Source organism: Chondromyces apiculatus DSM 436 (assembly GCF_000601485.1).
Classification (GTDB): Bacteria; Myxococcota_A; Polyangia; order Polyangiales; family Polyangiaceae; genus Chondromyces; species Chondromyces apiculatus.
In genome coordinates this window covers 35955-52286 of sequence record NZ_ASRX01000063.1, presented here as the reverse complement: position 1 = coordinate 52286, position 16332 = coordinate 35955, and the positions used below count along the sequence as shown (strand labels likewise).

Below are 16332 nucleotides of genomic sequence, written 5' to 3'. Positions count from 1 at the left end.
ACCACCAGCGGACGACCCGGCGTGGGCCCATCCTCGGCCCGCACAGCCGGCGCTTCCAGGAGCAGCGCGACCGCGAGCAGCGCGACCGCGAGCGATCCCCGAAGGCCTAGAGGCTCGCGTCGGGCGGATACGTGGCGATGACGTTGACCTTGTACTTCACGTACTGGTGCGGGATCGTCCCCCAGTCGGGCTTCGGCATCGCGCGGTCGATGCACTTGATCAGCTCCTTGGCTTTGGCCCGCTTCAGGGTGCTCGACTTGCCCGAGTAGAGGTTGAGACGCTTGCGCCGGAAGTCCGTCTCCAGCACGAAGCTCACGGTGACCGGAGCCTTGCCCGTCGGCGCGCAGCTCACGTTCTCGCGGATGGCACGCGCGAGCGCGTCCTCGAAGAAGGTCACGTGATCGCAGCGCTCCGGCGGCGTCTTGCCAGGACCTGGGTTCTCGCAGCGGATGTTGGTGAACGGCGACAGCGTCACCGCAGGCGGCGCCGGCTGGGGCAGCGTCAGCGGCAACGCCGAGACGCTGCCCGAGGCGGAGGTCGCTGCGTCGGCCGACGGGATCGATTCGGGCCTCGGCCGCCGCCACAGGTACAGGGGCACGGCCACCAGGATCAGCCCCGCGACGAGCGCGATGATGATCTGCAGACGGACCGGCCGGTCCCCTCCGCCACGGCCGAGGTAACGGTAGGGTGACTGCTGCGATGGCGGACTGGAAGGAAAGAGCGGCCTGTTCATCGCACTTCTGCTTCAGTCCACCAGGGTCCGGGCAGGCCGCCCTGGCTCGAACTTCACCAGCGTGGCCGCGAGTTCCAGGGTCTCCGGCAGGATCCCCTGCACCTGCGCGACGACCTGCTCCACCACGTGCCGCGCCTCGTCGAGGCTCGGCCCGACCACGGACACCGCGAACTTGAGCGGCCCGGTGCGGCCAGCGACCGCCGGGGTCAGGCTGAGCAGCAGCATCTCCGTCAGATCGATGACCCGCTGCGCGGCCTTCCGGAGCGCGAGCATCTCCAGGATGGTCGGCCTCTCGCTCACCTGACGGTTCGGTCCCCGCAGCTCGAAGCGCGCGATCTGCATCGGCACCTCGGTCCACTCCGCGAAGAGCCCATCCTCGTCGATGGCCTTCATCAGGTACTCGCGCACGAGCAGCCCCGTGAGCCCGTCCCGCTTGGCCAGGTACTGCTTCGCCTTCTTGTGGTGCGGCGAGTCGGACCCGAAGGTGACCAGCTTGAGCCGACACTCGCCAAGCTGCACCTCGCCCCCGTGCAGGAGCGACACCTGCGTCTTCCGCTCGTAATTGAAGTCGGCGTACGTCCCGTTGGTGCTCCCGTGGTCCTCGACCAGCCACGTGCCCGTCTGCCACCGGAGCGTCGCGTGCGCCCCCGAGACCGTGGCCTCGGAGAGCACGATGTCCTGATCGCTGCGCCGGCCGATGGTGATCACCGGCTTGTCCAGCGGGAGCAGCGTCCCCACGATGTCCGGCGCGTTGCTCGCGTAGCTGATGAGCAGCGACTGGGCCCCCGGCGTGAAGTTCGTGCGCAGCGCGCCGCCGGGCGGAGGCCCTGGATCGAGGCGCTCCCGCGGGAGCTGGATGGGGCTCGTGGTGAGCTGCGACGGGTTGAAGAAACGCATGTGACGCGCCTGGGGGCGCATCGCCGGATCTTCGTTGAGGCCGCGGAAGATCTGCCGGATCTCGTCATGCGACAGGCCCGCCGGCACGTCGAACATGATCTGCTGCTTCATCGGCTTGACCCGCGGCTTGTAGCCGGGCTCGGGGACGCGGCAGGTCCACATCTCCCAGAGCGTCAGGGCCATCGCGTACACGTCGTCCTCGGGGCTCGCGCCACCGCTGCGCAGCCGCTCGGGGGACATGTAGTTCGGCGTCCCGCCGTCGGGTGGCGCGCCAGGCTTCCGCGCCGAAGCACGCGCGCGCTCCTGGGCGAAGCCGAAGTCCAGGATCACCGTCCGCCCCTCGGAGACCATCACGTTGCCCGGCTTCAGGTCGCCGTGGACCAGCCCCTGGGCGTGGATGGCGGCGAGGCCGTTGCACACCTCGCTCGCGATCTTGCGGAACTCGTCGGCCGAGTAGCCACCCGCCGCCTTGCGCTTGCGGATGTGGGTGTGCAGCGTCTGGCCAGGGATCTGCTCCATGACCAGGATCGGCCCCCAGAGGCTCGGCGCCAGGTCATGGACGCGGCAGACGTTGGGGTGACCGACCGAGCGCGCAAGGAGCAACTCCTGACGCAACGCCTCGTCGTCTCCAGGCATACGCGATTCCTCGCGCACAACCTTGAGCGCCACCGTCTGCTGGGTGGAGCGATCAAATGCCAGGAAGACCTCGCCCATGCCGCCTTTCCCAAGGCTCTGGCGGATCTCGTAACGATCATTGATGACCGTTCCGGCAGTGATGGGAGGGGGAGACGACTTGGTCACGGCCTCAGTTAAGCGGTAGAGCCACAGCGCCGGTGCGTGCCAACACCAGTCACGCGCACAGCGTCGTCTATCTGGACGACAAGCGCAACGAGTCGTTGAAGAGAAGAGACCCGGCTGTCGCGAATGCCGCGTCCGGCAGCGTTCTCCCGGAGGTGTGGAGGCATCCAGGACCGAGACGCAGCCTCCCGCGACCTGCCTGAGGAGGTCCCCTTCATGGAGACCGCCTCGGACGAGCCCCCGCACGACCGGGGTGCTTGACGCTCAGCCACGACCTGAACTAGGTCGCTCGTGCAGACTTACCGGTCTGCCGATCTCGCGCAGTGGGCGCGGGCGCAGCAGCGTCGGCCTCGGGCGCCGGGCGGGTCCCCCCCTCCAGGCGCCACAGCTTGCGCGGCAGCGCCCACGCCAGCCAACAGGGAAGCCGGTGACAATCCGGCGCGGCCCCCGCCACTGTGACCGGGGACGAAGGCGGAGCATCCACTGGATCTCCGGCGCCTCCATCGAAGCGCCGGGTCTGGGAAGGTCCGCCGGAGGACGATCCGGGAGCCAGGAAACCTGCTGCGCGAGGCCGTCCGCGGCTCCGGGGTGGAGCGAGCGGCGCGCGCCAGGTCTCGCCTTGCCCTCGCCCTCTCTGCCCCTCCGGACCGCGGAATCAACCCTGCGGAGCGGCGCGGTGGGGCGCCGGGTAAGGACGATGACGATGACCAGGTTTCCGATCGTGGCGAGGGGCAAGCGCGCCCTCTCCCTGACGTGGCTCGGCTTGTGCGCGACGGCCGCCCTCTTCGCGGCCTCTGCGCCGGGATGCGACGGCGACGAGGATGACGGGACGGGTGGCGCCGGCGCCTCGACCAGCAGCCAGGGAGGCTCCGGAGGCTCCGGCGGCTCCGGAGGCTCCGGAGGCTCCGGCGGGGACGAGAGCAGTCCCTGCCTCGATCCCTCCACCTATGCAGAGCTGTTCTCCATCGTGGATCCGACCCTGTGCGCCGTCGGCGTGTACACAGCCGAGGTCGACGCGGGTGCCCCCACCTGGGGACGCCACGGAGGGCCGCTCCTGGTGCAGACCGAGGATGGCGACCCGGCGGAACTCGTGCGCCTCACTCCCCCTGCCGAAGCCACCGGCGCGCTCTCCACGACGGTGACCCAGATCGCAACCGGGGTCCCGGACGGCTCTTTCCTCGGGGGCCAGGCCCTCGATCTCCCCTTCTTCGACTGGACCGCACTCTCCTGGACGGGCGCCTTCCCCAGCACCGAGGGCGAGCTTCTCCTCGTCTCGGACGACACGGTCTCCCTGCGCTACGCCGTAAACGGGTTCTATGCCGGCGCCGCCCTGGGCAACGACGCCGATGGGCGCCTGCTCTACACGGCCCTCTCCCCGGTCGGCGCGGCTGCCGCTGGCAACAACGCCCTCTACGCGGCAGACACCTGCGGCGCCGTGGGTCAGGATCCCCGCCTCCTTCCCGAAGGTGACGCCACCTGCGCAGCCCCCACCGAGGTGTCTGCGTGGGGCGACCTCTCCGGCCCCATCGCCGTGGACCGGGACGGCAACGCCATCGTCATCCTTGCAGGGTTCACCGATCAGGAGGCGCGCGGCTTCTCTGCGGCGGAAATCGCCCCCGGCGCCGAGCCAACCGTCGGCGAGACGCTGTTCACGCTGCCAGGCTTCGGCAGCAGCCTCGCCGCCATCGCCCCCGAGGGAGACACTCCGGGTCTCCTCCTCTTCCAGCCCTACGACGGTGCCACCTACGAGGCGCTCGACCCGATCGGGGTGCATTACGTCGTGGATGGCACCGTGAAGCCCGACGGCGAGCCCGTCCAGGTCCTGAAGCTCACCAGCGCTGACACCGCCGTCTCCCTCACCACGGACGACGCCAACCAGATCTGGGTCGGCGCTTCCCTTCAGGCCGGCCGCACCACCTTCGTCATCCTCGCCCGCCGCTAGGTACTGCGTCGTCCTGCGTACCCTGGAGCAGGGACCTGCGGTCCCTGCTCTGAAAAGGACTCCAAGGTCTCTGAATCAGAAGCCTTTTCCTCGGGCCCTGTGGAGGCGCAGCCTCCATTCGAGACTACGCTCCCGATGGTCGGTACTGCGTACAGCGAATCAGGGACCTGCGGTCCCTACGCTCCCGATGGTCGCTACCCCCCTCCGGAGATGCAGCGGCTCTGCGTACCCTGGAGCAAGCATCTGCGATCGCTACCCCCGTGACTTCGCTCAAACCTCCGAGCGGAGGAGCCGGGACGTCCACAGGGTCCCACCACCGGTTTCCTTGGAAGCCCCTGACCGGAAGGCTTCATTCCGGAAAGAACACCAGATTTACCTGCCATCGACGCGCATCGCTGGACATTTGCGCCCGGAAAGGAGATGCCGACAGATTGACATGCCCGAGCCGCCTCGGTCAGACTGCGACGGGAGGCGGGATTTGGCCCCTCCAAGTCTCCTTCTTAACCAGCGCGGGGAGCGCGCAGATCACATGTCCGATGACCGCCACCGAGAGGGAACTGGCAGCGCAAGAGCTGCTCTGTCGGATCCGCTCATCGGTCGCGTGATCAATGATCGCTTCAAGATCATCAGCGTCATCGCGCGGGGTGGGATGGGCAAGGTCTACCGCGCGGAGCAAGCGCCGCTCGGTCGCATCTGTGCCCTCAAAGTCCTCAGCCCCAAGTACGACGGGGATCGCGATCCGGAGTTCCATCGCCGCTTCGTCCTCGAGGCCGAGACCGCCTCGAAGCTCTCCCACCCGAACACGGTCACCGTCTTCGACTACGGGCAGAGCGACGACATCTATTACATCGCGATGGAGTACATCGAGGGCAAGACGATGCACCGCGTGCTCCGCGAAGAGGGCCCCTTCAGCGAGCAACGCACCTCGTACATCGCCCGCCAGATCTGCCGCTCACTCCGCGAGGCGCACTCGATCGGCGTGGTCCACCGCGATCTGAAGCCAGGCAACGTGCTCCTGGTGAGCCACGAGGACGAGCAGGACCACGTGAAGGTCCTCGACTTCGGCCTCGTCAAGGACGTCGAGAGCGGCCAGGACCTCACCCAGCAGGGCCTCTTCATGGGCTCCCCGAAGTACATGGCCCCCGAGCAGGTCACCGGCGGCGAGATCTCCGCACGCACCGACATCTACGCGCTCGGCGTGATCATGTACGAGATGATGACCGGCAAGGTCCCCTTCGATCGGGGCGCCAGCGTCAGCACCCTCATGGCCCACGTGCACGACGTGGTGCCGCGCATGTACGAGGCGTACCCGGACCTGCAGATCTCGCCTGCCATGGAGGCGCTCATCTACAGGTGTCTGGAGAAGGACTCGCGGGCCCGCTACGCCTCGATGAACGATGTCCTCGCCGCCCTCAAGCGCACCGGCGGCGCGGGGCTCTCCGACACCAACGAGGTCCTGCCGGCGATGACCGGCCCTTACACCCGGACCTCGCGCCCCTCGCTCTCCGCCAGCGGCGAGCTCTCCTCCGCCTCGGTCAACTACTCCGGCGCCTACTCCGGGCCCCAGTCAGTCCCGCCGACGAGCCCCATCACCTACTCCGGCCTGCTCTCCCCCGACGTCGGCTCTCAGCCGCCGCCTGGCGCGTCGGTGTTCGTGCCGCCGCCCATCACCGACTCGCTGGGCCCGAGGCCGCGACCTCCGAGCAGCCCCCCCGGAGGGATGCCCGCCGGCAACACGCGCCGCATCCTGCCGTGGGTGGCGGCCGGCGTCTGTGCCCTCGTCATCGGCGTGGGGGTGATGGTCTCCACCGGCTCGAAGACCTCCGAGGGCAGCAGCGGACAGGCCGTGACGCCTCCCCAGGCGCCCGTCACCGCTGCTCCTGCCCCGACGCCCACCGCCGCGCCCCAGGTGCCGACGGCCACCGCCGATCCCCAGGCCCGACCGGCGTCGCTCACCATCGACGTCGAGAGCAACCCGACCGGCGCGATGGTCCTCGAAGGCCCCAAGGAGCTCTGCGCCACCACGCCCTGCCGCATCACCTGGCACGGCGACGAGGCCGCGCCGACCGTCAAGCACGAGCTCACCTTCGAGAAGAAAGGCTTCAAGCCCACCAAGGTGAGCGTGATGGGCGCCGAGGATCGGGTGAAAATCAAGCTCGATCCGGCCCCCGCTGGCCGCCTCGGCGGCCCGAAGCCCGAAGGCTACAAGGACAACCCCTTCGGCAATTGAGGCCGGCCACCCTGCATCGCGAAGCTTGCCTCGGGCGGGCGACCTGAGAGACAACGGGATCGATGGCGTATCCCGTCTCTCGAACGCCGAGCCCGAGCCCCCCCGCGCCTCTGCCGACGCGCCGCCTCCTGCACCGCACGAGGTTCGCCGCGGCCATCGCCTTGCTCGCCACCTCCCTCGTGTCGTCGAGCGCCTTCGCCGACGCCCGCACCGAGGCCCGCCGGCACTTCAAGACGGGCATGGAGCTCATCGCCAAGAAGCGCTTCGACGAGGGCATCAAGGAGCTCGAACTCGCGAACGAGATCCTCCCCCACCCGAACGTCGTCTTCAACATCGCCCGCGCCCACGCCGAGGCCGGCAACCTCGAACAGGCCATCGCGAGCTACCGCCAGTACCTCGCCAGCGAGCCCGAGGACCGCGACAAGTCCGCGCAGATCATCCGTCAGCTCGAAGAGAAGCTCGCCGCGCAGCGCGCCGCCGCGGAGCCCGCCAAGCCACCGCCGCCTGCGCCCTCGCAGCCGCCGACGCCCACCCCGCCGGGCCCTGGCGAGCAGCCTCCCACCGGCACCCAGCCTCCCACCGGCGAGCAACCCCCCACGGGCGAACAGCCGCCGCGTCCTGCCGAGCCTCCCAGGCCGTCCCCTCAGGTCCCCACGCCGACGCCCGCGCCCACCGGCCCGGACACCCAGCAGATCGTCGGCGAAGCACGCACCGACGACATCTACCGCGAGACCGTGGTCACGGCCTCGCGCGGCGCCCAGAGCCCCCTCGACGCGCCCAGCTCCACGACCATCATCACCCGTCAGGACATCCGCCTCTCGGGCATCACCCGCATCCCCGAGCTGCTCCGCCGCGTCGCTGGCATGGACGTCATGCAGATCACGGGCGGCGACAGCAGCGTCTCCATGCGCGGCTTCAACAGCCGCCTCTCGAACAAGGTGCTCGTCCTCGTCAACGGGCGCACCGCCAAGAACGACATCCTCGGCTCGACGTTCTGGGAGATGTTCTCCATCGACGTCGACCAGATCGAGCGCATCGAGGTCGTGCGCGGCCCGGGCTCCGCCCTCTACGGCGCCGACGCCTTCATGGGCATCGTCAACATCATCACCATCGCCCCCGGCGAGGGCCGGGACGGCGCCCGCGTCGGCATCGGCGATCAGGTCCAGGGCTACGGATCGGTGTGGACCTCGGGCCGCGAGGGAGACTTCGCCTACCGCCTCTCCGCCGGCTACACCCGCTATCCCCGCTGGACGCGCGAGGTCTCCGACGAGCGCATCGACCTCGACCTCACCGAGCAGGACCAGAACCTCGGCGCCCAGAACGTGCGCATCGACCTCCGCACCACGCAGCGCCTCGGCAAGGGGCGCATGCTCCACATCGGCGGCGGCTACGCGCGCAACGAACTCAACATCTACGGCGTCGGCCCGTTCAACGACTACATCCTGCAGGGCACGAACATGGACGTCACCGCCATGTTCACCAGCGAGTTCCTGAACGTCCGCACCTACTACACCAACATGAACGAGGACGCGGAGTCGAACGCGGCCTACTCCGGGCGCACCCTCTACCCGACCAACGCCCTCCAGCACCTGTTCCACAGCGAGGCCGAGTTCGTGCGCACCTTCCGCCTCCCCGAGGCCGTGGAGCACGACTTCCACCTCGGCGCCAGCTACCGCCTCAAGCGCATCCTCTGGAGCTACCTCGTCGACGATCCCCCCACCGAGCACCACGGCGCGCTCTTCCTCCAGGACGCGATGAAGTTCGGCCCCCACTTCACCTTCGTCGCCTCGGGGCGCCTCGACTACGTCCCCTTCCTCAAGCGCGTCATCCCCTCGCCCCGCGGCGCCTTCCTCATCAAGCCCACCAGCCAGCAGGCCATCCGCATCTCCGGCTCCACCGCCTTCCGCTCGCCCACCTTCCTCGAAGCCTACCTCCAGCTCCCCATCCAGCTCGCGCAGCCCGGCGCCGAGCTGCTCTCGGAGAGCGACGCCCGCGATCGCCCCGGCTTCCAGCTCAACCCCGAGCAGATCATCGCGGCCGAGGCGAGCTACCTCAATCAGCAGAGCGAGTACGTCAACGTCGAGGTCACCGCCTACTACAACCGCGTCACCGACCTCATCGCCCTCGCCGACCGCCGCCTGCTCACCCTCTCGAACCGCGCCGATGGACTCGGCGGCATCGACCCCGAGACGGGCCGGTACACCGTCGGCTTCGGCGGCTGGGAGAACCAGTGTGACACCTACAACGTGGTCGGCGGCGAGGTCGGCGGCCGCGTCTTCCCCATCGAGGGCATCGACCTCTTCGCCAACTACGCCCTCAACCTCTCCAACCAGAGCGTCGCCGAGGGCTGCCTCGTCCCCGAGGACCGCCGCACCAGCCGCCACAAGATCAACGCCGGCGTCCAGGCCCGCACCAAGATCGGCCTCGATGGCGAGATCATGTTCCACTACCAGTCCAGCCAGCAGTGGGTGGAGCAGGTCACCACCGCGACGGGGATCTTCCCCCAGCGCTTCGAGCTGCCCGGCTACACCCTGGTGAACGCCCGCCTCGGCTACCGCTTCCTCGGCGACCACGCCGAGGTCTCGGCCACCGTCTTCAACGCCTTCGCCGGGATCACCGCCCCCGAATCGCCCCAGATGCACCCCTTCGGCAACCGCATCGGCCGGCGCTTCATGGGCTTCTTCACGTACACCCTCTAGGCGCAGCGATGAACAGCACCACCTCCAAGATCCAGCCTCTCCTCGCCGCCCTGCCCGCCCTGCCCGCGCTGCTCGCGCTCGCCTCCCTCACCGGCGCCGGCTGCGACGACATCGACACCTTCATCCCGCGCCCCGAGTTCGGCGGCCCCGCGGGCATCATCGAAGGCACCGTCACGTACACCGGCCCCCCGCCCTGCATCCAGGGCGGCCGCTTCGTCGGCGCCGCGGCCATCCTCGCCTTCAACACCCTCCTCCTCCCGCCTCCCGACGGCCTCGGCACCTCCGCTGCGAGCCTCGACGTCGTCCCTGGCGACGAGCTCTTCGCCGGCGTCCGCTCCCAGCTCGGCTACTCCGAGGGCTGCCCTCCTCCCGGCACCCCCAACGTCACCGTCAGCGCCTCCTGGAGCATCGCCCCCCTCCCGGCGGGCACCTACCAGATCCGCGGCTTCTACGACCTCGACGGCGACTTCGACCCCATCTTCTCCATCGCCAACCTCCCCACCCAGGGCGACATCGGCGGCGGCGCGATCACCAACGCCGCCGCGGTCCTCGCCGGCGCCAAGGCCGAGTACCGCGCCATCCCCCTCGGCGTGGACGGCCGCATCCCCGAGCAAGGCGCCCGCGTCAGCGGCGTCGCCGTCACCCTCGCCCTCCCCCTCCCCTTCGAACGGCCCGTCTTCCATGTCGCCGAGGCCCTCGCGCCCACCGGCAACACCGCGAACCCGGGCACCGTCGAGATGGCCTCCGACTTCCAGTTCAACACCTTCTCGCCCGCAGCGCCCGCCGACACCGAGGCCTCCTTCCTCCGCCTCCGCCTCGCCGCAGGTGTCCCTGCCGACGAGCGCGACGACGCCGCGCGCTCTCCCTTCTTCTTCCCGGTCGGCGAGGGCATCACGCCCACCCTCTTCTACGCGCGCCAGGACGTGAACGGCGATGGCGTCATCACCCCCGACGACCACATCCCCGACTCCGATCTCATCCCCTCCCTCACTCCCATCTCGGTCTTCAGCAAGCTCGTCGACGGGCCTGTGACCCTCACCAAGCAGACCTCACCAGCGGTCATCCTCCAGGGGATCACCCTCTACAAGACCCTCACCGACACCGTCGCGCTCACCAGCGCGACCGAGGTCACCGACCCCGTGCAGCCGGAGGCCATCATCGCCGTGCGCCCCGCCGCCCTCTGCTTGCATCCCGCCAACCCCGCCCTCGGCGGCGTGCTCGTCGTCCCCCACTTCGACGACAGCATGGGCAACGTCGTCATCGGCAACACCGCGGCCCTCGAAGAGAGCCTCTCCCGGCAATTCGGCCGCACCATCACCGTCCAGCAGGGCTGCCTCCCCGAGGGCAACTACGCCATCAACCTCGTCTACGGCACCGGCCAGGCGTGGTCGCTCCCCAACGAAGCGGGCGTGTGCGCCGCCCTCGAAGAGTCGAACGGCAACCAGTGCGGCACCCGCCGCCGCCTCACCTCGCAGAACGCCACCCTCCGGGTCGTCGCCCCCACGGACCCCGCTCACTGCGGAGCATTCCCCACCCCTCCCATCTGCTTCCCCTGATCTTCTGGCGCCCCCGTCTTCACGCCCCTCGCTTCCTCGCGCCTCTCGCCCGCATCTCCCTTTCCCTCCCGCCGCACGTTCCCGCCGCACGTTCCCGCGCCGCACGTTCCCGCGCCGCGCCCGCGCTCACCGCTTCAGTGCGACGACCGCCGCGACGACCGCCGCGAGCAGCGCCTCCTCCTCACCGGGCAGCACCGTGCGCGCATCGAGCAGCACCCTCCCCTCCTGCACCCGCCCCACCACGGCCGGCTCCCCGGCGCGCAGCCGCGCCGCCACCTCCTCCACGTCTTCCTTCCCGTCCTCCCCTCCGAACGCGATCCCCGCCGACGGCAGCGCAGCTTCTGCCAGCGCCCCACCGCCCACCGCGCCCTCCAGCATCACCACCTCCACCGCGATCCCCCGCGCCCCGAGCGCCTCCCGCCACCCTTCCGCCCTCGCCCGCAGCGCCTCTGGCGTGGCCTTCAGCATCCGCACCGTGGGCACCCCGTCCAGGTCTCCTTCCAGGTAGCAGGCCAGCGTCTCCTCCAGCGCTGCGAGCGGCAGCCTCCCCATCCGCAGCGCCCTCGCCAGCGGATCCCGACGCGCGCGCTCCACCGCCTCGCTCCGCCCCACGAGCGCCCCGCCCTGGGGACCTCCGAGCACCTTGTCCGTGCTGAAGCAGACCACGTCCACGCCCCCGCTCACGCACGCCTGCACCGTCGGTTCCTCCCCGAGCCCCGACGGCGTGAGATCGACCAGCGCCCCGCCCCCCAGATCCTCCACCAGCCACACCCCTGCCTCCCGCGCCAGCGCCGACAGCGCCCGCCGCTCCGGCCGCTCCACGAACCCCACCTGCCGGAAGTTCCCCTGGTGCACCCGCAGGATCGCCCCCACCCCCCCGCGTTCCAGCGCCTGCGCGTAGTCGGCGACCCGCGTCCGGTTCGTCGTCCCCACCTCCGAAAGCTCCGCCCCCGATCGCGCGAGCACCTCCGGCACCCGGAACCCACCGCCGATCTCCACGAGCTCCCCCCGTGACACCAGCACCTTCTTCCCTGCCGACAGCGCCCCGAGTGCCAGCATCACCGCCGCTGCCCCGTTGTTCACGAGCAGCACCGCCTCTGCCCCTGCGAGCGACGCGAGCGCCCCCTCCGCGAACGCGCCCCGCGGACCGCGCCGACCCGTCGAAAGATCCACCTCCAGCGACGTGTACCCCCCCGCCGCGCGGGCCAGCGCCTGCACCGCCCGGGGCCCGAGCGGCGCGCGACCGAGGTTCGTGTGCAGCACGACGCCCGTCGCGTTGATCACCGCCCGGCTCCGCGCCGACAGCGACGCCTGCGCCGCTGCCATCAGCCGCGCCACCGCCTCCTCCTCGCTCGGACACGACGCCCCGGCCCGCACCCCCGCGCGCGCCTCCTCGATGACCCGCCGCGCCAGCCGCGTCATTGCCTCCGCGCCGAGGCGGCGCCGCAGCCCGGCGAGCGAAGGATGCTGCGCCACCCGGTCCACCCGCGGCAACCGCGACAGGTCCACCTTGGTCATGATGGGCCGCTTTACCCACCTCGCCGCGCCGATGGTAGGGTGATGCCATGCCCCGCGCCCGCCTCGCGCGCTTTGCCCGCTTTGCACGCTTTGCCCGCTTTGCACGCTTTGCACGCTCTGCACGCTCTGCACGCCCCACCCACCCCGCCCATCCCGCGCGCCCTGTACACCTCGCACGCCTCGCCCCCCCCACGGGCCTGCTGGCCCTCCTCACTGCCGCGGGCTCGCTCGTCCCCGGAGACGCCACCGCCGCCTGGCCTCCTCCCCCTTCGGCCACGGCCGCCGACATGGCCGACCCTGCCAACTGGCCGAGCGATCCTGGCTACGGCTACAGCGACGACAGCGACGGGCAATGGAACTACTACTCGTTCCTCCCCACCCCGAACGGCTCGGTCATGCCCCGCCCCGAGGAGACTGCCTCGGGCATGTCCATCGACCTCGCCTGGCGCCACACCACCGGGGATCCCCGCGTCCGCATCGCCATCACCGACTCCGGCATCCAGTGGGACGAGGAGGACCTCATCGAGCAGGTGTGGCTGAACCACCGCGAGCTCGCCAGCCACAAACCCCGCACCGCGAACGACGGCCCCTGCGGCGGCACCGACGATCTCGCCGGCTTCGACTGCAATGGCGACGGCAAGCTCACCGTCTCCGACTACCGCGACACCCCCTCCCTCACCCCCCCGGAAGCGGAAGGGCGTCCCCGGGGCGACCGCAATGCCAACGGCTTCCTCGACGCCGGAGACCTCATCCTCCACTTCTCGGACGGCATCGACGACGACCAGAATGGCTACACCGACGACATCGCCGGCTGGGACTTCTTCAAGGACGACAACGACCCCTACGACGACACCCGCTACGGCCACGGCACCAGCGAGGCCCGCCACTCCGTCGCCCAGGCCGACAACGGCGTCGGCACCGCCGGCGCTTGCCCCGACTGCCGCTTCATCCCCATGCGCGTCGGCGACAGCTTCATCACCGACGCCTCCGACTTCGCCCAGGCCGTCGTCTATGCCACCGACAATGGCGCCCGCGTCGTGCAGTGCGCGCTCGGCACCATCAACAACAACAGCCTCACCCAGAAGGCGCTCGATTACGCCTACGACAAGGGCGTCCTCGTCATCACCTCCATGGCCGACGAGAGCTCACGCCACCACAACCTCCCCACCACGAGCAACCACACCCTCCCGGTCCACGCCATCCGGTACGACGGACCGAGCGTCACCAGCTCCACGACGTTCCTCGACTTTCACCCCTGCTCCAACTACGGCGGCCAGAACTTCCTCTCCGCCTCCGGCACCGGCTGCTCCAGCGAGGCCACCGGCCAGCTCTCCGGCATCGCCGGCCTCCTCTACGCCGCGGCCCTGAAGCAGGACCTCCCCCTCTCCCCGGGCGAGGCCCAGGGCCTCCTCTTCATCACCGCCGACGACATCAACGCCCCCGAATCGCGCGAGGATGGCGCGCAGTACGCCTGGTCCCAGCCCGGCTTCGACCAGCGCTTCGGCTATGGCCGCGTCAACGCCAACCGCGCCGTGGAGGCCGTCCTCGCCGAGCGCATCCCCCCGGCCGTGGACATCACCTACCCCCTCTGGTTCCAGGTCCTCTACGACGACCGCGTCGACGGCCCCGTCCCCATCCGCGCCACCGTCTCTGCCCGCCGCGCCACCTCCTACGATTACACCGTCGAATGGGCCCCTGGCGTCCAGCCCCTCGAAGACGCATTCACCGCCTTCGCCCAGGCCACCAACGTCCCCTCCACCGTCGTCTCCGGCGCCGAGGACGGCATCCTCGCCACCCTCGAACTCCGCACCGTCCGCTTCGACGCCGAGGAGGCCCGCGATCCCGACAGCCCCTTCGGCGAGAACGACAGCGCCATCACCGTGCGCGTGCGCGCCGTCGCCCATTACGGCGGCGACATCGGCGACGTCCCCGGCGAGATGCGCCGCACCTATTACCTCACCCGCGACCCCACCCTCGTGAAGGGCTTCCCCATCCAGCTCGGCGCCAGCGCCGAGGGCAGCCCCAGGCTCGCCGACCTCGATGGCGACGGCGTCCGCGACCTCGTCTACGCCACCTCCGACGGCAAGGTCGAAGCCTTCCGCATCACCACCGCCGGCCCCCAGCCCCTCCCCGGCTTCCCCTTCCGCACCGCCCTCATCGACGGCTTCGCCGATCCCCCGCCCACCCCCACCACCCCGAGCTACCTCGCCGCCCCTGCCTACCAGAGCGGCGCGGTCCTCCCTGACATCGGCCGCGAAGCCATCGTCAACACCCCCGCCATCGACGACCTCGACGGCGACGGCGCCCCCGAGATCGTGATCAGCACCTGGCCTGGCACCGTTTACGTCATCGGCAACGACGGCGCCCTCGCGCCCGGATGGCCCCGCCGCCTCCCCGAGGTCCCCTCCTGTCCCCTCGGCGTCGGCGCGCCCCCGGTCTCCACCTGCATGTCCACCGCGAGCCGCATCGCGCGCGGCGCCTTCGCCTCCCCGGTCCTCGTCGACCTCGACGGCGACGGCGCCCTCGACATCGTGCAGGCCGCCTTCGACGGCAACGTCTACGCCTTCCGCGCCACGGGCGAAGACCTCCCCGGCTTCCCCGTCGCCTTGCACTACACCGGCCCTCACGCCGACGCGCCCGCGCGCAACCGCATCCTCACCACCCCCGCCGTCGGCGACTTCAACGACGACGGCATCCCCGATCTCCTCGTCGGCTCCAACGAGCAGCTCGGCAACGACGGCGCGGCCGGCGCCGTCTACCTCCTCGACGGCCGCGGCAACGGCGCCCCCGAGGGCCCCATCCTCCCTGGCTGGCCCGTCACCCTCGGCTCCCTCCAGCTCTTCCCCCTCGTCGCCGAGGGCGTCCCCAACTCCGGCGCCATCGCCCGCTTCAACGGCACCCTCGCCGCCGTCGCCCACGGCCAGGCCAGCACCCCCCTCGTCCTCCCGGCGAACCCCGGCCCCCAGCCCTCCCTCACCGACCTCCCCGAGCGTTCCCTCCCCCTGCGCCCCGACGGCGCCCGCGGCCTCGCCCCTGCCAGCGACTTCGGCCCGGCCTCCACCGCCTACCGCCCCAACAGCTTCCTCCCCCTCTTCGCCCAGCCCTCCCTCGGCGACATCGATCAGGACGGCACCCCCGACATCGTCGCTTCCGGCGGCTCCCTCTCCCTCGCCGCCCTCGTGCAGAGCGGCGCCCGCATCCCTGGCGACCACCACCTCCTCGCCGCCTGGAGCGGCAGGACGGGCGCCATGCTCCCTGGGCTCCCCGTCGTCCTCGAGGACTACACCTTCTTCAACAACCACGCGATCGCCGACCTCACCGGCGACGACTACCCCGAGATCCTCACCGGCTCCGGCGGCTACTTCCTCCGCGCCTTCGACGGCTGCGGCCGCGAGGCCCCTGGCTTCCCCAAGTTCACGGGCCAGTGGATCACCTCCACCCCCGCCCTCGGCGACCTCGATGGCGACGGCCTCCTCGAAGTCACCGTCGGCACCCGCGACGGCTGGCTCTACGCCTGGCACACCCAGGCCCCCACCGACACCATCATCGCCTGGGAGAGCTACCACCACGACAACCGCAACACCGGCAACCTCGACACCCCGCTCTCCCAGGGCGCCACCCGCACCGCCGCGACGCCCCTCACCGCCGAGATGTGCGTCGTGCCCACGCCCACCATCCCCTCCCCCCTCCGCGCCGCCGGAGGTTGCGCCTGCACCCTCCCGGGCCACGCCGATCCTCGCCCTGCGCGTCCCCCCGTCCTCCTCGCCCTCGCCACCCTCACCGCCTTCGCAGCCCGCACCGCCCGCGCGCGCTCACGACGCCCCACACGCTGACGTCCTCGCAGACGCCCGCGCTCACCGCTGGACAGCGCGACCGCCGGACAGCGACAGCGACCGCCGGACAGCGCGACCGCTGGACAGCGACCGCCGAACAGCGACTGCCGGACAGCGCGACCGCCA

General features: G+C 70.6%; 8 protein-coding genes and 1 riboswitch. Of the genes, 5 read left to right on the top strand and 3 right to left on the bottom strand.

Features of this window, described 5'->3' with window-relative positions; genetic code table 11:
• Nucleotides 1-106: 106 nt before the first annotated feature.
• Together CAP_RS32240 and CAP_RS32235 are read right to left on the bottom strand one after the other, a co-directional pair.
• Nucleotides 107-733 carry a hypothetical protein gene (locus CAP_RS32240; RefSeq protein ID WP_044247901.1) on the bottom strand — a complete coding sequence of 209 codons (627 nt, stop codon included), beginning with the start codon at nucleotides 731-733 and terminating at the stop codon, nucleotides 107-109.
• A 12-nt stretch (nucleotides 734-745) separates the two neighbouring features.
• The gene (locus tag CAP_RS32235; RefSeq protein ID WP_081865494.1) at nucleotides 746-2431 is read right to left on the bottom strand and encodes an FHA domain-containing serine/threonine-protein kinase; all 1686 of its coding nucleotides are present in this window, start codon (nucleotides 2429-2431) and stop codon (nucleotides 746-748) included.
• Nucleotides 2432-2845: 414 nt separating this feature from the next.
• Nucleotides 2846-2988, top strand: a riboswitch (cobalamin riboswitch).
• 143 nt (nucleotides 2989-3131) lie between these two features.
• Between CAP_RS32235 and CAP_RS32230 the strand changes: the two genes are divergently transcribed.
• From CAP_RS32230 to CAP_RS32215, 4 genes are all read left to right on the top strand, one after another.
• Nucleotides 3132-4370 (top strand): hypothetical protein, encoded by a 1239-nt coding sequence (locus CAP_RS32230; RefSeq protein ID WP_156041331.1) that lies wholly within the window; start codon nucleotides 3132-3134, stop codon nucleotides 4368-4370.
• 601 nt (nucleotides 4371-4971) lie between these two features.
• Complete coding sequence (locus CAP_RS32225) at nucleotides 4972-6600, top strand: serine/threonine protein kinase (RefSeq protein ID WP_231511808.1); 1629 nt, start codon at nucleotides 4972-4974, stop codon at nucleotides 6598-6600.
• A gap of 62 nt (nucleotides 6601-6662) precedes the next feature.
• Nucleotides 6663-9299 (top strand): TonB-dependent receptor plug domain-containing protein, encoded by a 2637-nt coding sequence (locus CAP_RS32220; protein ID WP_081865493.1) that lies wholly within the window; start codon nucleotides 6663-6665, stop codon nucleotides 9297-9299.
• Between the two features lie 8 nt (nucleotides 9300-9307).
• Nucleotides 9308-10855, top strand: coding sequence for a hypothetical protein (locus CAP_RS32215; RefSeq protein ID WP_044247895.1), 1548 nt, complete (start codon nucleotides 9308-9310; stop codon nucleotides 10853-10855).
• Nucleotides 10856-10981: 126 nt separating this feature from the next.
• Here the strand turns inward: CAP_RS32215 and selA are convergent, their stop codons facing one another.
• A complete protein-coding gene (gene selA / locus CAP_RS32210) occupies nucleotides 10982-12373 on the bottom strand; it encodes an L-seryl-tRNA(Sec) selenium transferase (protein ID WP_044247893.1) in 1392 nt (463 codons plus the stop codon).
• A 47-nt stretch (nucleotides 12374-12420) separates the two neighbouring features.
• On the opposite strand from selA, the gene CAP_RS55275 reads away from it, so the two are divergent.
• Complete coding sequence (locus tag CAP_RS55275) at nucleotides 12421-16206, top strand: FG-GAP-like repeat-containing protein (protein WP_081865492.1); 3786 nt, start codon at nucleotides 12421-12423, stop codon at nucleotides 16204-16206.
• The last annotated feature ends 126 nt before the right edge of the window (nucleotides 16207-16332 follow it).